Consider the following 19,592-nt stretch of genomic DNA (forward strand, 5'->3'; position numbering starts at 1 on the left):
ACTTTTGAATAATGGAAAATTTCCCGAAATCATTACTGCAAAAACTGCAACAACGCGAAGAACAAAACGCTTTGCGAAGGCTTACATTTCCTAATAATTTAATCGATTTTGCTTCGAATGATTACATTGGTTTTGCTAAAAACAAACTCATTTTCGATCAAACGCACCAATTACTTTTAGATAAGAATATAAAGACAAACGGAGCTGCCGGTTCTCGCCTACTTTCAGGAAATCATACTTTATACACAGAAGCTGAAGCCTATATTGCCCAGTTTCATCAAACCGAGTCGGCACTGATTTTCAATTCGGGTTATGATGCCAATATTGGTTTTTTTAGCGCTGTGCCGCAACGCAACGATGTGATTTTATATGATGAATTGTGTCATGCTTCCATTCGCGACGGAATCTTGATGAGCAATGCCAAATCCTATAAATTTGGTCACAACGATTTTGAAGATTTGGAACGTTTAATTAAGCGATGTCAGACTGAACTTGTCGAAGTCTACATTGTAACTGAAAGCGTTTTTTCTATGGATGGCGATTGTCCAAATATGGAGGAACTAACAACACTATCACAAAAATATAACTGTTTACTAGTTATTGATGAAGCTCATGCTTTAGGCGTTTTTGGTGATCCCGAAGCTTTGGGAGGTGAAGGATTAGTTCAAAGTTTAGGTTTGCAAGACAAAGTTTTTGCCCGGATTATGACTTTTGGAAAAGGATTAGGATGTCATGGTGCTGCGATTTTAGGCAGTGAGAATTTGAAAAATTATCTGGTAAACTTTGCCCGAAGCTTTGTGTATACTACCGGACTTTCTCCGCATAGCATCGCGACTATTTTAATTGCCTATCAGCACTTAGAAAAAGATCAGGAAAGTTTAAAGGCATTAAAAAACAACATCATTTTCTTCAATCAGGAAAAGATGCGAATGGGGTTAAAACCTTTATTCGTCTACAGTAAATCGGCAATTCAGTGCGCCATTATTCCCGGAAATGAAAATGTAAAAAGCATGGCAACTCAATTGCAAGATAAAGGTTTTGATGTCAAAGCCATACTATCACCAACCGTTCCGCAAGGACAAGAGCGACTTCGTTTTTGTTTGCACAGTTACAATTCGGAAAATGAAATCTCTGAAGTCTTAGAATTGTTAGCTACTTTTGTATTCTAATTATGGAAGAAGAAAAATTTAAATTACTCCGCCGATTTCAGTATTCAAGCGAAGCCATTATTTACCAAGGTAAACTTGAAAGCAATGGAATTGAAGTTTACCTAAGAGACAATAATATAGTCGACTCCAATCCGTTATACAGCAATGCCGTTGGCGGTGTGAAACTTTTTGTACAAACAGAAGATTTTGACAAGGCTACTGAAATACTTGGCGACATAAGTCTCTATTCGGTTGACGATGACAATCAACCTATAAAATGTCCAAAATGTGGCGCCGAACAAGTTGAAATGGAAACTTCAATTGATGGTGTCAAATCTTTTTTTAGAGTTGTTTTCTTAGGTGCCTTTGCCCTGCTTTTTTCAAAATACAAATACCAATGTCAAAAGTGTAAAACCGAATTTAATTAATAACAAATCACATAATCTAATGAGGATTATTTTTATAGTACTTTCAATATTGTTTTCAGTCCTTTCATTTGCTCAGGATTATAAATCGGATTTTGGAAAATATTTTCAAGAAAAAGATACTATCAAGCAAAAAGAAACACTTCTCAAATGGGAAAAGGCAAAACCTAACGATGCCGAACTATTTACTTCCTACTTTAACTTCTATTTTCAAAAATCAAAAACGGAAATACTCAGTTTGTCTAAAAATGAGCCAACTGGTGATGCCTTAGTTTTGCTAGACAGTCTCAATAAAACAGCCGGTTTTTTGGGTAGTACGCAAAGTTACGATGCTACTGCTATAAAAAAAGCATTCATTAAAATTGATAAGGGAATTAGTCTGTATCCAAATAGACTTGATATGAGATTTGGAAAAATCTATGCTCTTGGGGAAATTGAAGATTGGACCAATTTCACTTCAGAAATTAGTAAAGCTGTAGCTTATTCTCAAATAAATAAGAATAACTGGACTTGGACAAACAATACAACAAAAGAGGCTGGTCAGGATTTTTTATTGTCATCCATACAAAGCTATCAAGTTCAACTATACAATACGGAACGAGATGATTTACTGCCAAATATGCGAGAAATTGCATTAGCCATTTTAAAATATTACCCTGAAAACATTGAAAGTTTATCCAATCTTTCAGTAACCTATTTCTTAATCGGTGAATTTGACAAAGGACTTGATGCTCTTTTTAAAGCAGAAAAAATTAACCCAAAAGATTATATTGTGTTATCAAATATTGCTAATGGATATAAGCAATTAGGGAATAAAAGCAAAGCCATTGAATATTACGAAAAAACATATTTGTATGGAGATGAAGAAGCTAAGAACTTTGCTAAAAAACAGATTGCAGAATTGAAAAAATAAATTACTTATTCAACTTAATGAAACTATTTATAACAGGAATCGGAACAGATGTTGGCAAAACGATTGCCTCAACCATTGTAGTCGAAGCTTTAGAAGCTGATTATTGGAAACCCATACAAGCGGGCGATTTGGATAATTCTGATACCCAGAAAGTAAAGTCGAAAGTCAAAAGTCAAAAGGGAAAATTTCACCCTAATGGGTATGCGTTAAACACACCCGCAAGTCCACATTACGCTGCTGCTATTGATGGAATAGTGATTGATTTAAAAAAGATAATCGAGCCAAAAACTGAAAATCATCTTGTAATTGAAGGCGCTGGCGGAGTTCTAGTTCCACTAAACGACACCGATTGTGTGATTGATTTAATCCAAAAAGACTATAAAGTCATTGTGGTTTCGCGGCATTATCTTGGAAGCATTAATCATACATTGTTGACTTTTGAAGCTCTAAAAAGCAAAAAGATTACCGTTGCCGGAATTATATTTTCGGGCGATGAAAACAACCCTACTGAAGAAATTATCCTAAAAAAAACTGGTGCAAAATGTATTGGTCGAATTGAAAACGAACCTTATTTTGACCAAAATGTAATTAGCTATTACGCGGACTTATTTAAAGAGAATTTATTACAATTATAAAGATAAGAGATAATAGACGGATAGATAATAGACCTTTTATCTATCATTATCTATCATCTTTTAGTCTATCATCTATTATCTAAAAAACATGACCCTTTCCGAACGAGACAAATTATACAACTGGCATCCATACACCCAACACAAAACGGCAACTGATTTTCCGGCGATTGTCAAAGGAAAAGACGCCTTGCTTTGGGATGAAAACGGCAAGGAATATATTGACGCTATTGCCTCGTGGTGGGTAAATCCTTACGGACATTCGAATAAAATTATTGCCGATGCTATTTACGAACAGCTTACCACTTTAGAACATGTTTTATTTGGTGGTTTTACACATGACAAAGCCGTTTTATTGGCTGAAAAGCTGATGACCATTTTACCAAGCAATCAAAAAAAACTATTTTATTCTGACAACGGTTCAACTGCTGTGGAAGTCGCGTTGAAGTGCGCTTTGCAATTCAATTACAACAAAGGAATAAAAAAAACCAAAATTATTGCGTTTGAAGATGCCTTTCATGGCGATACCTTTGGTGCTATGGCTTCTAGTGGAATTACCTTTTTTACAGAAGCGTTCAAAGGTTCGCTCTTAGAAGTAATTCGCATTCCGGTTCCTATTGCGGGTAACGAAGAAAAAAGTGTGCAAATTCTAAAAGATTTGGTTGCAACCAATCACTATGCGGCATTCCTTTTTGAGCCTCTTGTGCAAGGTGCGGCCGGAATGGTAGTGTATGCGCCTGAAGTTCTGGATAAAATGATTGCGATTTGCAAAGAAAATAACATCTTCACTATTGCCGACGAAGTCATGACGGGTTTTGGTAAAACCGGAAAAACGTTTGCCTCAGATTATTTAGAGAATAAGCCCGATATGATGTGTTTGTCCAAAGCATTGACCGGCGGCACCATACCGATGGCGATTACGACTTTTACTCAGGAAATATTTGATGGTTTTTATGATGACGATACGAATAAAGCGCTGTTTCACGGACACACTTTTACGGCAAATCCAACGGGTTGTGCAGCAGCTTTAGCCAGTATTACTTTGTTGCAAACGGATGAAATTCAGCAGAATATTGCCCGAATAAACCAATCCCATATGACTTTTGAACAGCGAATAAAATCACATCCAAAAATAAAAACCACACGGGTTCTCGGAGTTATTTTCGCCTTAGAAATCAAAACGGAAACTCAAGAAAGTTATTACGGAACCATGCGCAACAAACTCTACAATTTCTTTATTGAAAACGGTGTAATTCTGCGTCCTGTGGGAAATATTGTTTACATTTTGCCACCATATATTATAACCGAAGAACAATTAGAAAAAGTGTATGCAACGATAGAAAAAGCGCTGGAAATAGTATAATTTTGCATTTGTTGCACAGAGCATCACAAAGATTTCTCAGAGATTCACAGAGAAATTATTGAATTGATTTCAACTCTGTGAACCTTTAATTTTTTGTGAATCTCTGTGTAATAAAAAATGAAAACTCCCATTGCCATAACGTCCATCGCTTCTTTTTCTGCTTTAGGAAAAAATTCTGAAGTTGTTTGGACTGATTATTTAAATCCGAAAACACACATCGTTGAAAAAACTATTGGTGAAACTTCCGCTTTGGTTGCTCCAATTTCTGAAACAGTAGCTCAAGAAGTTCAAGCCTTACGGAATTCAGATACTAAATACAAATCATTAGACAATTCGGTCCTGTATGCAATTCTGGCTTCAAGAGAAGCCGTAAAAAAAGCAGGTTGGAACGATAGCGTTTTTGGCGTAAATATTGGTTCATCGCGCGGTGCTACTTCCCTATTTGAACAACACCATCAAGAATTTTTAGCCACTGGAAAAACACCAACATTAGCCTCGCCAACAACAACTTTGGGGAATATTTCAACTTGGGTGGCCCACGATTTAAAATCACAAGGACCCGAATTATCACATTCTATTACCTGTTCTACGGCACTTCATGCTGTGCTCAACGGAATTGCATGGCTTCAAGCTGGAATGGCCGATAAGTTTTTGGTTGGCGGAAGTGAAGCACCCTTAACGGCTTTTACTATTGCTCAAATGCAGGCGTTAAAAATTTATGCTAAAACGAATGATAAATTTCCGTGTAAAGCGTTGGATTTAGAGAAAACCAAAAACTCGATGGTTTTAGGCGAAGGTGCGGCAATGGCTTGTTTAGAATTGGGCGAACACAAAAATGCCTTGGCTTACGTTACCGGATTTGGCTATGCTACGGATGATTTACAACACAGCATTTCGATTACGGATGAAGCCGAATGTTTCCAGAAATCGATGAAAATGGCATTGCAAAATATACCGCTTGACGAAGTAGACGCCATTGTAATGCACGCTCCAGGAACGATAAAAGGCGACAAATCAGAATACAAAGCCATTCAAAAAGTCTTTGGAGCAACCCTTCCGATGCTTACTACCAATAAATGGAAGATTGGCCATACTTTTGGTGCTTCCGGGATGCTAAATCTTGAGATGGCGGTTCTTATGCTGCAACACCAACAATTTATCGGAGTACCATTTTTTACTGAACCCAACCCGAGAAAAGCAATTCGAAATATTATCGTGAATGCCGTTGGTTTTGGGGGAAATGCGGTGAGTATTTTGGTTTCAAACAAGTTCTAATTAGATGTCGTTTTAATTAGAAGCACTTCGGCACTTCGGCACTTCGACACTTCGGCAAGCTCAGTGCAGGCGTAGCTCAGTGTGACAGTAAGGTTCTAATTGGATTTAGTATAATTTACACGAGAGCCAATCAAAATACGTAATGTCAGTCTGAGCTCGCCTGTGCTGACGAAGGAAGTATCGAAGACTTCTTACTTGCACTTCGACACTTCGGCAAGCTCAGTGCAGGCGTAGCTCAGTGTGACAATAAGGTTCTAATTGGATTTAGTTTAATTTACACGAGGGACAATCAAAATACGTAATATTAGTCTGGAAGTAGTGACGACAACTCCTTCAACTTTTCATAGACCAAGTTACTTTCCCAACCTTTGCGCAGTAGGTAATCGCAGAATTTCTTTTTCTTTTTTTGAGCGTTGGTTTCTCTAATCGTGTCCCAATGTCTTTCGGCTAAAGTGGCTAATGTGTTTTGATAGTCGTCTTCATCGATCTCGGATAGGGCGCATTTTATATTGGGTGCCGAAATGTGTCTTTGTTTGAGTTCGTTGACAATCCGGATTTTACCCCAACTTTTAATTCGGTGCTTTCCTCGAGCGAAACTTCGGGCGAACCGTTCTTCATTCAAAAAATTATTTTGCAACAAATGCACCACAACGGCATCAATTTCGTTTAATCTCAAACCCAAATCATAACTTTTCTGCACCACTTCCTGATGACAGCGTTCCTGATAAGAACAATAATATTCTAACTTGAGTTGGGCTTCAGTAACCGTTAGTTTTTCACTCATTTTTTGGATGGAAATTTGTAGCAAACAAAGTTAGGAAATTTGAATGGATACGCTGATACGATTGCTTTATTTAGGATTAAACCGATAAAAAAATTAGAGGAATACGCAAAATCTTAATTGAATTCGTAACCAAAAATCGAGTATTCGATTTTATTGACAAAAAAAGGTTAAAAAACAAACCTTTTCTTAATAACTTCTTAACTTAAACCTCTTGTGATTTAGTAATTTAGATGTAATTTTGTCACCCCAACCTCTACTATGCCTTTCGTACTATTTTGCAAAAAAAATAGGCAGTGCTATGAAAACTAATTAGATAACATAATTAAAATGAATTTTAAAAAATTACTCATAGCTTTTGTTCTTTTAGTAACACATTCATTTACTTCCTTTGGACAAATCACTACTGACGGATTAAATAATACAACCACTCTTTTTACATTAACAGGTGGTGCGTATTATACTGGAAATTCAGCCGCAGGAGATAGACCTGCAACTTCCCCTTTTGCAACCGAAGGAACACATTCAAGAGGAATTATAAACGGAACTTCTACCCTAGTCACAACTAACATTAATACCGTTGGCTACGCAGCCATTTCGTCTAGCTTTAGGTTGGCTTCTTTCTCAATTAGTTCAACTGCAAATGGAGCAGAAGTAACTGATGTTGTTACGGTAGAGATTAGTCCAGACGGTGGAATAAACTATTACAGCACTGTTAGAGTTTTAGGAAACAATAATGCCTATTGGGCATATTCGGCTTCTGGTATTGCCACAACTGCATATGATGGTAATGCAACTCCGGCAGACTTCTCTCCCGCAGGAGGCGGTAACAGAACAGCAGATGGATATTCTACAGTAGAAGTTACCGGTCTACCTGCCGTTACAAATTTGAGAGTACGAATAACAATGTTGAATAATTCTGCAAATGAACAATGGGTAATGGATGACTTTAGAGTTTTAGGTACGCTTACAGCACTTTGCTCCACCCCAACTGCTCAAACTTCGTCCTTAACCACCAGTAATGTAACTACTACTGGTGCTGATTTAAGTTGGACCGATGGCGCGAGTGCTTCTGGAACTATAGTGGGACTTCGATTGACTGCCAATGCAAATGCTACGCCAGTTGCCAGCACCAATTATACACCAACCCTAAATTTTGCGACCGCAGCCGGTGCCAATTTAATCAATGCCAACAACGTCGTGGTAGCTAAAAATTCAGCAGAAACAGTAACTGGAATTACAGGTTTAGCACCTGGAACACAATACACCGCCACGCCGTATGCTTATAATGGTAGCGGAACGAATGTGTGTTTTAACACTACTAATCCAGAGAGTTTGAGTTTTTGGACTTTAGCAAATGAGCCTACAACTCCAATTGGAAGTTTTACTTGTGGTGCTCCAACAACTACCAGTATCATATTAAATTTTCCTGCAGCAAATACAATAACTAATGTCGGTGCAAGTGGAGGTTATTTCTTAGTTTACCGCGAAAGTGCTGCGCCTACAGGTTTTCCGGTTGACGGTACAATTTATGCAGGAGGTTCAACAATCGGAGATGCTACTGTTCGTTCACCCGCAGGTTATATTCCTGCGGCAGCAACAACAATAACAGTTTCTGGTTTGAATGGTGGAACTACTTATTATTTTGCCTTGATTCCTTATGGCGCTGTAACTGGCCCAATAGCTTCTACGGTAAATTATAGAACCGGAACACCAATTACTGGATTTTGCAACACCTCTCCAGCTCCAGAAATAAATGTTAGAGGAATTATCGGTTCCAATCCAACAATCACTGATGGCGACATCACACCAAGTGGGTTAGACAATACCTTGTTTACGACCGTAGTGGTTGCCAGTAGTCAGTCTAAAACGTTTAGAATAGAAAATACGGGTAATGCCAATTTAAATGTAAGCAACATTACCTTAACTGGAGTAGACCCAGGCGATTTTGCGATTTCGGGTATTTCGCTTCCAGCAACTATTGCAGGTGGCGCTTTTTTAGATTTCACAATTACGTTCACACCTACAGCCGCAGGAACCAGAACCGCAATAGTTACCATTGTCAATACAGATGCAAATGAGGCAAATTATGATTTTGTAGTGCAAGGAACGGGCACAACTACTCCAATTGTAGAAATTAACGTTAAAGGAAACGGACAAAGTATTCCTGATAACAGCATTTATCCGCAAGGCACCAACTGGACTTTCTTTCCGGTTACTTTGCAAGGTTCTTCCTCAACCCGAATATTTACGATTGAGAATTTGGGAACCACTCCTCTGTCACTTACTGGCGCTTCACCGTACATTCAAATTACGGGCGCTCATGCTACTTTATTTACGGTTAGTATTATTCCGTCCAATTCCATTGCGGGAAATAGTACCACCACATTTCAAATAACTTTTAGTCCAACTTCGGGCGGTGCTAAGAATGCTACCATCACAATTTTTAACAACGATACTGATGAAGCCGTTTATAATTTCAACATCAGCGGCACTTGTCAGGGAAATAATAATATTTATGTAAGTGGCAATGGATATGACGTACCCAAAGCATCGGTAACGACAAGCACCACTAACCTGACTAATTTTGGCTTGATAGCAGTAACTACTGGAGTAAAGCAAAATACGTTTGTAATTACTAATTTATCTGGCGCCACGCGCTACCTGTCTAATGTGTCCGTTTCGGGTGCTGATGCTGCCATGTTTACCGTAGTAGCACAACCTAATAACGGCGCTTTTGCAAACGGAAACACGACCTCATTTACCGTAAACTTTACGCCAACTTCTGCTGGTGTTAAAAATACAACGGTAAACTTTAATGTCTACACCAATAGTGGAAGAACCACGTTGGACCTTATTGATCCCGTATTTACTTTTGCGGTTTCTGGTGAAGGTATTGTTTATACATCGTGTACCAATAACCCTTCTCAAACTATTGTCGTACAGGATTTTGAAGTGCTGCCTGCAACACCTACTTGGGGGTACACTCCAGTGCTAACAGACGCTGTCACTGCAATTGCTGGTGGAACATTTAATAACGGTTCTGTTCCTGTTAATGCTTTTATTGGAGCAAAATCGTACCAATTTAAAGGAGCCACAACCGGAATTACTGGAAGTGCTGTACTAACTATGAATTCCGTTGACGTGAGTCAGTTTAACAACATAGATTTTTCTATGAGGGTTGCTGCTTTCAGGGTAAGTGGTACCTCGCAAGGACTTGATGTAAACGATTTAGTGCAAGTAGAAACAAGTACAGATGGCGGTGTAAACTGGTCGGTAGAATCGGTTTTGAGAGGCTACACTAATTCGCGATGGAGTTTTGCTGCAACGGGTAATTTTAATGCATATTATACCGGAAATAATTCGGGCAGTACTATCGACACCCGATTAGGAAATGCTGAATTGACCGGTTCTGCTGGAATCTCAACTTATTACGTTAAAAACTTACCGCAGTCGACCGCGCTTTTAATCCGAATTACCCTTAATGTAGACCGAACTGATGAAATGTGGGCACTTGACAACATTAAAATTGAAGGTCAAACACCACAATCAACTACTTGGAACGGATCGAATTGGTCTGCTGGTTTTCCAACCCCAAGCACCAAAGCCATTATTGATACCGGCACAATTTATACTACAGTTACAGATATTGCTCACGGAATTGGAAGCATAGAAGCTTGTGAACTGCAAATTAAATCTGGCGCAACGGTAACTGTAGATGCTAATTATTATTTTGAAATTCAAAGTAATATTACAAATGATGGAATTTTAAATGTGGCTAACAACGGAAGTTTGGTTCAGGTAAATGACACTGCGGTAAACAAAGGAGATATAAATTATGAAAGAAACGTAACGAGTTTAAGAGGTTATGATTATATATATTGGTCTTCACCAGTATTAGGTCAACCCTTGGGTTCACTATACTCAAGTACAACTCCAGGACTTAAATACGAATGGAATCCTATTGCTTTAAATCCATCAGGCAGTTATGGTTTTTGGATTGCGCCCGTTTCCTCTACGATGGAAGTAGCAAAAGGGTATATTATTAGAGCCTCAAGTTCTTATGGTTGGACAGGCAGTTTCACAAGTAAGTTTACCGGCCAACCTAATAATGGAGTAATTTCGCCAACCTTAAGTAGAATAGCAAATTCAGCTGTGGTAAATGACCGATGGAATTTGATTGGAAATCCATATCCTTCCGCGCTTGATGCAAAAGCCTTTTTAGTAGAAAACGCAGTAACAAATCCTAATATTGATGGATTTATTGGATTATGGAAACATCTTAATGCACCTGTTTCTCCTACTAGTCCTTATTATTCAACTTATCAATATAACTATACTAATGATTATTTAATTTATAATAGAACTGGTGCTCAAACACAGAATGGCTTCGACGGTTATGTAGCATCTGGACAGGCCTTTTTTGTAAATTTATTGCAAGGCACAACTACTACGTCAACGATAAAGTTTAAAAATGCCTTTAGAAATAAGAGCTATGACAACAGTCAATTTTTAAGAACTAGTCAGAATGAAGAGGGCCGCATTTGGTTGGATTTAGTCAACTCAGCCAATATGCCTGTACGATCGCTTATTGGATATGTAGATGGTGCAACGCAGGAAAGAGATCGATTATATGATGCAATAACTACTATTGGAATCAATAATAGTATCCATTCCGTCATAGATACTGAAATCTTTGTTATACAGGGAAGACCTATTCCATTTGATACCAATGACCAAGTACCACTAGGATACAATGCAACAGTAGCAGGCAATTACAAAATCGCTATTGCGGGAGTTGATGGATTGTTTACACAAGATCAACCGATTTATTTAGAAGACAAATTATTAAGTATACTACATGATCTGAGACAAAGCCCCTATACTTTTGATTCTGCTGTTGGCGTGTTTAATGATCGATTTGTGTTGCGGTATACCGCAACGGCTTTAGGCAATTCTAATTTTGAAACATTGGAAAGCAGCGTTATTGTTTCAACCAAAAATAACGAACTGACTATCAATTCGTATATCGAAACCATTCAAGACGTGACGATTTATGATATTCTAGGCAGACAATTATTAGAAAACAAAAGTATCGCAAACAACACTTTTGTAGCGTCTAACATTTCGATGAGTCAGCAAGCACTGATTGTGAAGATTAAATTAGTCAACGGTTTAGTTGTTACACGAAAAATAATTCTATAACAAAAACATAAATAAAAAAAGAGTCCGATTCTAAAAACTAGAATCGGACTCTTTTTTTATACAGACGAAATTATAAAATAGGTTTTTAATTTAACTAAGTCTCCAAGGCACTTCGATACTTCCTTCGTCAGCACAGGCGTACCTCAGTGTGACAAATTGCTCCTAATTGTCTTTATTATATAATTAGTACCAATGGCTTGAAGTACTAAAATCTTATTTCCCTTTTGTGGATGCTTCTAAATTCTTCTCAATTTTATGTCCTGGTCTTGACCATTTTGGTTTTTCTCCTAATGCTTCAAATTGCGAATCTGCTGCTTCTACTGTTTGTGGTTGCGACACTTTAGTGAATGGTTTTTGAGGTTTTAATCCTAACAATTCAAACATTTTCATATCGTCTTCCACATCCGGATTTGGTGTGGTCAATAATTTATCGCCTGCAAAAATAGAATTCGCACCCGCAAAGAAACACATGGCTTGTCCTTCTCTTGACATATTCATTCTTCCTGCTGAAAGTCTAACTTGCGTTTCGGGCATAATGATTCTAGTGGTCGCCACCATACGAATCATTTCCCAAATTTCAACTGGTTTTTCATCTTCCATTGGTGTTCCTTCTACAGCAACTAATGCATTTATGGGCACTGATTCGGGTTGAGGATCTAATGTGGATAGCGCTACTAGCATTCCGGCTCGGTCTTCTACGCTTTCTCCCATTCCAATAATTCCTCCGCTACAAACGGTTACATTTGTTTTACGAACGTTTTGAATGGTTTCCAAACGGTCTTCAAAACCTCTGGTCGAAATTACTTCTTTATAATATTCTTCAGATGTGTCTAAGTTGTGATTGTAGGCATACAAGCCAGCTTCCGCTAATCGATGTGCTTGATTTTCGGTAATCATTCCAAGTGTACAGCACACTTCCATATCTAATTTATTGATAGTCCGAACCATTTCTAAAACTTGGTCAAATTCGGGACCGTCTTTTACATTTCTCCAAGCTGCACCCATACAAACACGAGATGAACCACCAGATTTTGCTCTTAAAGCCTGCGCTTTTACTTGTGCAACGCTCATCAAATCATTCCCTTCTAAACCAGTATGATAACGCGCAGCTTGCGGACAATACCCGCAATCTTCTGGACAACCACCAGTTTTTATAGATAATAACGTGGATACCTGAACTACGTTTGGATCGTGCTGTTCTCTATGGATTGAAGCTGCTTCGAAAAGCAAATCCATCATAGGTTTATTGTATATAGCGATGATTTCTTCCTTGGTCCAATTGTGCTTAATACTGCTCATAAAGGCTATTTTATATTGCATCAAAAGTAGTTAAATTGTATGGAAGTTACAATTATGTCTGCTAATTAAGAGTTAATTTTTAATCTTGGGTTGAAGTTTTACTGCGCCAAAGTTGCATTGCAATAAAAACTATAATTACAGATGATGCTAAACCTTCAAAAAGTACTCCGATACAATATTCGTTAACGCTAGGTGAGCCTCCAAAAAGAAAGTCTTCTGAAAGTGTTGCGATGAATGCTTCTCCACCTTTACTGTAAATGTAAATCAGCAATCCAATAACACTAAACACAACGCCTAAAATAGCCGTTAGTCCGGCAGAACGTAGGTTATCAAGATAGCCTGATTTTCCTTCCGCATAATTAGAATTCAAGGTTCGATATACGCCATAAAACACTATAAAACCATTAAGAATTCGCAAGTAAAACAGATTGGTGAGTCCAAAAAATTCCATAATAACGAAGTAAACTGCTATACCGGCAAAAATTATAAGTGCGTTGATTAGTTCTTTAGGTAGTTTCATAACAATAATTTTTAAGTGATTTATAGTTTACATTATATAAACTTAAGAAAGTTATCATCAAAAATTGAGTTATTTAACAAAAAAAGAGAAAATAAACAAGTTAAAACTGTTAATCATTCGCTTACTTTAACGAAGCAATATATTCTTCCGCTGTAGATTTATCAGCACCTAATTGGGCTTTGAGTGCCTCAACGGATTCGAACTTTTGTTCGGACCGCATTCTTTTTAAGAGTGAAACTGTAATTTTACGACCGTACAAATCTTGATTGAAATCGAAAAAATGAATTTCTATAGTTTGCGTTGTTCCATCGACCGTTGGACGAATCCCGATGTTCATCATTCCGTAAAGTAGACTTCCATCGATGCTACTTTTAACAATATAAACTCCGTTTGCGGGAATAAGTTTGTAATTTTCCGCTATTGTAATATTCGCCGTCGGATAACCAATAGTTCTTCCGAGTTGCTTTCCTTGAATCACTGTTCCCGTTACTGAATAAGTGTAGCCCAAATAATCTGCTGCCAACTCTACATTTCCTTCTAATAGTGCGGTTCTTATTTTTGTAGAACTGATGGAGACTTCATTTAATTGTTCGACCGAAATTTGTTCTACATCAAATCCGAATAGTTCTCCAAAAGTGATTAAATCATCAATATTAGCCGTTCTGTTTCTGCCAAATCGATGATCATGTCCGATAATTATTTTTTTAACTTTAAAAACATCTACCAAAACCGCTTTCACAAATTCCTCTGCAGTTAATCTTGAAAACTCTTTATCAAACGGATGCACAACAAGATTGTCGATACCTAAAGTATCTAACAAACCTATTTTTTCATCCAGTGTATTCAATTGTTTCATTTCGGTATCATCCTGCAGCACTATGCGTGGATGTGGGAAAAATGTAAGCACCAAACTTTCACAATTCAACTCCTGGGCGTTCTTCGTGATTTGTTCCAAAATTTTGCGGTGCCCTAGATGTACACCATCAAAAGTACCAATGGTTACAATGGTTTGTTTGGTTGCGCTGAATGATTTTATGGAGTTGACTATTTTCAAAAACTAAGTAAAAAAATGTGTGAGGCAAAAATATGTTTTACAAACCAAAAATCGATAATTTTTATCACTTAAAATAAAGTACAACCACACGGGAGTTTTTAGTACGCTATCTTTTCTGTAACCTGTGGAACTTCTGTTATTTTAAAATCGAGTTCAAAGTGAATATCTTTTTTGGTTGATTTTACGTGAAGATTACCTTGTGCTATTTTATAGACACCTGTTTTACCTTTGCAAAAACAATATCTACCGAAAATCATTTTAGTGTTTTGCAATTCTTTATCTGTGTATTTAGCCTCTAAAACTTCATTTGGAACTTCAAAAAGAACTTCTTCTCTATACCCGCCATCATAAGCAACCTGATCCTGATTTATAGCATAAACATAATGCAACACATTTGTTTTGTCATTCTCTAAAATTGTATAAGATACATAACCATCATTTTGCACTACTTCAAGCTTCTTATTTTTCAATAAATGTAATTTCCTTGAGCCATTCTCCAATGAATCCATTTTTAAAAGAGAAATTTCTTGGTTCACCTTTTGGTTGCATTTACAAGAGGACATTTGTAATGCTAAACAAAATAGCAGTAGTGTAATTAAGAATCGCATAGCATAATTATTTAAAAAGTGATAACAAAGATATGAAAAGACTGTGCCTTTTTTTGCGTTCAAAATCAGTTTGTCAAGAAAAGCAATACAAAAAATTGATTAATTTAATTAAAACGCTACCAAAATGTTAAAATTGCGAATACAATATTTAATAATCATGCTTATAATTTGCAAATTATTTAAACATACCTATCTTTACCTACTTTTATTAAATCAACAAACCATGAAAAAACTTTTACTTTTAGTTGTTTTTATCGTTACTGCAGGTCAAACCTTTGCCCAAAGAAATTCCGCTTGGAAACAGTGGGACAGTAATAAAACAATAAGTTCAGAGCTCGTAAGACAAACTTCTTATTCTCAAAATCAACAATTATTGCAGTTTGACGCTGTTAGTTTTAAACAAGCGCTTGCTACTGTTTCTCAAAAATCTTCAGGTCAAGCAGGTGTTGAAATTCAATTGCCAAATATTAAAGGGGTAATGGAGAAATTCTTAGTTTGGGAATCCTCAAACTTTGAACCGGCATTGCAAGCACAATATCCAGAAATCAGAGCTTTTGTTGGAAAAGGTATTACAGATCCTTCAGCTACTTTAAACTTTAGTTTTGATCCAAAAGGAATTAAAACTATGGTGTTCAGAGCGGGTTCAGGTTCAGAATTTATTGAACCTTACACTAAAGATAGTTCTGTGTACGTAGTTTTTGATTCAGCAACAAGATACAAATCACAGTTGCCGTTCGTATGCAGTACAGAAGATTTCGCTACAACTGAAACCCTAGGAAGATTGGTAGATCCGAATAGTATACAATCAAGCGCTCAATCTTATAAAACAATGCGTCTTGCTTTATCGGTTACTGCAGAATACACCATTTATCACGGTGGAACTGTAGCTGGCGCATTAGCAGCAATGAATGCAACTATGGCAAGATGTAATGGCGTTTTCGAAAAAGATTTAGCGATAAAATTACTTTTAGTTAATAATACAACTATAATTTACACAAATGCAGCGACTGATCCGTATTCTACTGAAACAGGTACTGGCGCTCCAGCAGCATGGAATGGTCAATTACAAGCTACTTTAAATAGCGTTGTGGGTGCTGCTAACTATGACATTGGACATCTTTTTGGTGCAACTGGTGGTGGTGGTAGTGCAGGCTGTATTGGTTGTGTATGTCTTGATGCTAACAAAGGAAGTGGTATAACATCGCCTGCAGACGGTATTCCTGAAGGTGATACTTTTGACATCGACTATGTTGCTCACGAAATGGGCCACCAAATGGGCGCTAACCATACTTTTTCTCATACTACAGAAAATAATTCAGTAAACGTTGAGCCAGGTTCTGGAACAACTATTATGGCTTACGCTGGTATCGGCGGCAATGGAACAGACATTCAGGGAAATTCAGATGATTACTATACTTTTAGAAGTATTTCTCAAATCCAGTCCAATATGAACACTAAAACTTGTCCTGTAAGCATAAGCACTGCGACAAGTAATCCTAGACCTGGCGTAATCACAACAGGACCTTTCACTATTCCTATAAGTACCGCTTTTAAACTTACAGGATCAGGTACTGGAACTACCGGTGAAGTATTGACTTACTGCTGGGAAGAAAATGATGATGCCACAACATCACTTGGAGCGGCATTATGCATTCCATCGCCAACTAAGACTGATGGTCCAAACTTTAGATCGCGTATACCTGTAACTTCACCTATACGCTATATGCCTCAGTTCGCTGATGTTTTAGCAGGAAACCTTACTCCAACATGGGAAGTTCTTTCTTCTGTTGCAAGAACTTTAAACTTCTCGTTAACTGTAAGAGATAATGTGCTTGGAGGTGGTCAAACTAATAGCGCTGCTACTGTTGTAAGTGTTGTTGATGCTGGTGGTGCTTTTTCAATCACAAATCCTTCAGTTAACAATACTAGCTGGTTGACCAATAGCACACAAACCCTAACTTGGAATGTTGCTGGAACAACCGGAAGCGGAATTAATACTGCGAATGTTAATATATTAATTTCTATTGATGGAGGAACCACTTTTACAACTTTATTAGCAAACACTGCGAATGATGGCTCAGAAAGCATAACTCTTCCTGCTACACCATCTCCAAATTGTAGAATTCTAATTGAAGCTGTTGGTAATATATTCTATGCCGTTTCAAAAAATATAGCTTTGGGTTACACTATAACCAACGCTTGTAATACTTACACTTTTTCTGGAACCATTCCTTTTGTAGATCAGGCGCCTGGTACTTATACTACTAGAACTTTAAACGTGCCCGTTGGAGGAACAATCTCTGATGTCAACGTTTTCAACAGCATTACACATACCTATCTTTCAGATGTTCAAACTGATATTAGTAGCCCACAAGATCCATCTACGTTTGTCAAATTATTTAACAGAAGTTGTGGAAATACAAGCGCTACAGTGAACTTAAAGTTCAGTGACGATGGAGCAGCAATTAACTGTGCTGGAGGAACTACTTTACAAACGGTTATTCCTGGCGCATCGCTTGCAGCATTTAATGGCCAAAACCCGGTAGGAAACTGGACCTTTAGAGTGTACGATAATTTCACTGGCGATACTGGAACTATAAATTCATGGGGTATTGAAGTTTGTACTCAAACAATTACATTAGCAACACCTTCAAATCAATTAACAGATTTCTCAATCTATCCAAATCCAAACAAAGGAAACTTTACTATTCAGTTTGACACTGCAACTTCAAGCGAAATTAAGGTTAATGTTTACGACATGAGAGGCAGAACCATATTTGAAAACAAGTACTCTAATCAAGCTGTATTTAATGAAAACATTCAATTGAGCAATGCTCAATCGGGAGTGTATCTAGTTTCAGTTACTGATGGAACTAATAAGATCGTAAAGCGAATAGTTATCGAATAGTTATTTGACAATTAAACAGTTAAAAAGGGAAATCTTATGAAGATTTCCCTTTTTTTTGTATAAAAAAGTTCATAATATCAAACATTTGATTAAATTTGAAATCTTATAAAATTTAATACCACCAAGATGAAATTAAAATTACTTTTCCTACTACTTATTTTTCAATTTAGTTTTGCCCAACAAAGAACTTGTGGCGCCGAACAACAAATGGAAATAATAATGAACAACCCTGTTCAAAGACAAGCTTATATTGAGCAACAAAATAAGTTTGAAATTGAATTGCAAAGATTAGAAGCTAATAGCGCTAGAAATGCAAATGCTGTAATCAGAATACCTGTTGCCGTGCATTATCCCTCTGCTGGTGCTGTAACAGAAACTGTTAAAACTTGTTTAAGAAATTTAGCGCAAAGACAAGTAAACATCTTAAATGCCGATTATAACGGAACCAATACTGACATCTCTAATTGGGCTTCAGTAAGCGGAAATTATCCTGAAACAAATACGGGAAGTTTGAATGTACAGTTTGTAATAGCGACAGAAAACCATCCAGCCGGTACAGGATTGAATAATGGTGATTTAGCAGTAACCTTTGGAACCGATTTTCTAACCGCTGGAAACATAAGCTGTACTGATGGCTGTAACGAGGATGCTACTTGGAGTGGCTATATGAATTTAGTAGTTAAAAATATCGCTGGTGGAATTCTCGGCTTCTCACCGGTTGGCGGAACACCTGCAACAGGTAAAACGGTTGTTATAGATAACAATGCTTTTGGAGCATCTTTAGGTGGAAGCACTCCTAACTGTGCTGGCTTTGTACCCGGCGCACCTTATAATAAAGGAAGAACATTAACCCATGAGTTAGGACATTTTTTTAACTTAAATCACACTTTCGCAGGTTGTGACGGAGCAAATTGTGCTTCATCTGGCGATAGAGTTTGTGACACACCGTCTACCAATCAACCACGCTATGATTGTAATGATGCTTCGCTCCCACCAGATCCTAATGTTTCTGGAAATCCCGCTGTAACAACTTGTGGCTATCTTCAACTAACCATGAATTACATGGATTATGTCCAAGATTCGTGCATGTATATGTTTACCGCTGGTCAAGCAGCTAGAATGCAAGCTTGGTATAATACAATTGCCAGTCAATTTACCACAACCGCTTTGGCAAATGATGCGTTTTTACAAAAAGAATTCAGCATATACCCAAATCCAAACAACGGTACTTTCACCATAGAATTCAAAGAATTGGCCAATAGCTTTTCTGTTGAAGTATTTGATATTTCAGGAAAAATAATCTACGAAAACAATTACGACCAATCGGCTAATCTTATTCAAGAAATCAATTTAAACAAACCTGCTAGCGGCGTTTATTTCGTAAACATCAAGAGCGATAAAGGCCTTGTAACTAAGAAATTGATTGTTCAATAAATTCAGAAGTATATCTATAAAAAAAGC

Annotated in this window: 14 protein-coding genes; 9 read left to right on the forward strand and 5 right to left on the reverse strand. The window is 37.3% G+C overall.

Features of this window, described 5'->3' with window-relative positions:
- Positions 1-11: 11 nt before the first annotated feature.
- The 6 genes from PSU83_RS13780 (at position 12) to PSU83_RS13805 (ending at position 5,756) form a co-directional block, all read left to right on the forward strand.
- A complete protein-coding gene (locus PSU83_RS13780) occupies positions 12-1,169 on the forward strand; it encodes an 8-amino-7-oxononanoate synthase (protein WP_300590130.1) in 1,158 nt (385 codons plus the stop codon).
- Between the two features lie 2 nt (positions 1,170-1,171).
- Entirely contained in the window at positions 1,172-1,576 is a 405-nt protein-coding gene (locus tag PSU83_RS13785) for a DUF2007 domain-containing protein (protein ID WP_300590131.1), read from the forward strand.
- Positions 1,577-1,595: 19 nt separating this feature from the next.
- The gene (locus PSU83_RS13790) at positions 1,596-2,486 is read left to right on the forward strand and encodes a tetratricopeptide repeat protein (protein ID WP_300590132.1); all 891 of its coding nucleotides are present in this window, start codon (positions 1,596-1,598) and stop codon (positions 2,484-2,486) included.
- 17 nt (positions 2,487-2,503) lie between these two features.
- Positions 2,504-3,121 (forward strand): dethiobiotin synthase, encoded by a 618-nt coding sequence (gene bioD / locus PSU83_RS13795; protein ID WP_300590133.1) that lies wholly within the window; start codon positions 2,504-2,506, stop codon positions 3,119-3,121.
- A gap of 88 nt (positions 3,122-3,209) precedes the next feature.
- The gene (gene bioA, locus PSU83_RS13800; RefSeq protein WP_300590134.1) at positions 3,210-4,481 is read left to right on the forward strand and encodes an adenosylmethionine--8-amino-7-oxononanoate transaminase; all 1,272 of its coding nucleotides are present in this window, start codon (positions 3,210-3,212) and stop codon (positions 4,479-4,481) included.
- 117 nt (positions 4,482-4,598) lie between these two features.
- Complete coding sequence (locus PSU83_RS13805; protein WP_300590135.1) at positions 4,599-5,756, forward strand: beta-ketoacyl synthase N-terminal-like domain-containing protein; 1,158 nt, start codon at positions 4,599-4,601, stop codon at positions 5,754-5,756.
- 304 nt (positions 5,757-6,060) lie between these two features.
- On the opposite strand, the gene PSU83_RS13810 is transcribed toward PSU83_RS13805, so the two are convergent.
- A complete protein-coding gene (locus tag PSU83_RS13810) occupies positions 6,061-6,540 on the reverse strand; it encodes a regulatory protein RecX (protein ID WP_300590136.1) in 480 nt (159 codons plus the stop codon).
- Between the two features lie 327 nt (positions 6,541-6,867).
- Between PSU83_RS13810 and PSU83_RS13815 the strand changes: the two genes are divergently transcribed.
- Positions 6,868-11,742: a choice-of-anchor D domain-containing protein gene (locus PSU83_RS13815; protein WP_300590137.1), complete on the forward strand. Its 4,875-nt coding sequence runs from the start codon at positions 6,868-6,870 to the stop codon at positions 11,740-11,742.
- A gap of 213 nt (positions 11,743-11,955) precedes the next feature.
- Here the strand turns inward: PSU83_RS13815 and bioB are convergent, their stop codons facing one another.
- From bioB to PSU83_RS13835, 4 genes are all read right to left on the reverse strand, one after another.
- A complete protein-coding gene (gene bioB / locus PSU83_RS13820) occupies positions 11,956-13,041 on the reverse strand; it encodes a biotin synthase BioB (protein ID WP_300590138.1) in 1,086 nt (361 codons plus the stop codon).
- A gap of 79 nt (positions 13,042-13,120) precedes the next feature.
- Positions 13,121-13,561: a hypothetical protein gene (locus tag PSU83_RS13825; RefSeq protein ID WP_300590139.1), complete on the reverse strand. Its 441-nt coding sequence runs from the start codon at positions 13,559-13,561 to the stop codon at positions 13,121-13,123.
- A gap of 121 nt (positions 13,562-13,682) precedes the next feature.
- The gene (locus PSU83_RS13830) at positions 13,683-14,615 is read right to left on the reverse strand and encodes a bifunctional riboflavin kinase/FAD synthetase (RefSeq protein ID WP_300590140.1); all 933 of its coding nucleotides are present in this window, start codon (positions 14,613-14,615) and stop codon (positions 13,683-13,685) included.
- 98 nt (positions 14,616-14,713) lie between these two features.
- Complete coding sequence (locus PSU83_RS13835) at positions 14,714-15,124, reverse strand: hypothetical protein (RefSeq protein ID WP_300590141.1); 411 nt, start codon at positions 15,122-15,124, stop codon at positions 14,714-14,716.
- A 322-nt stretch (positions 15,125-15,446) separates the two neighbouring features.
- Here PSU83_RS13835 and PSU83_RS13840 point away from each other — a divergent pair, with 322 nt between their 5' ends.
- Both PSU83_RS13840 and PSU83_RS13845 read left to right on the forward strand, forming a co-directional pair.
- Complete coding sequence (locus PSU83_RS13840; protein WP_300590142.1) at positions 15,447-18,131, forward strand: reprolysin-like metallopeptidase; 2,685 nt, start codon at positions 15,447-15,449, stop codon at positions 18,129-18,131.
- A 126-nt stretch (positions 18,132-18,257) separates the two neighbouring features.
- Positions 18,258-19,565, forward strand: a complete 1,308-nt coding sequence (locus PSU83_RS13845) for a zinc-dependent metalloprotease (protein ID WP_300590143.1) — start codon at positions 18,258-18,260, stop codon at positions 19,563-19,565.
- Positions 19,566-19,592 lie beyond the last annotated feature (27 nt).

The organism is Flavobacterium sp. (assembly GCF_029945805.1).
GTDB lineage: Bacteria > Bacteroidota > Bacteroidia > Flavobacteriales > Flavobacteriaceae > Flavobacterium.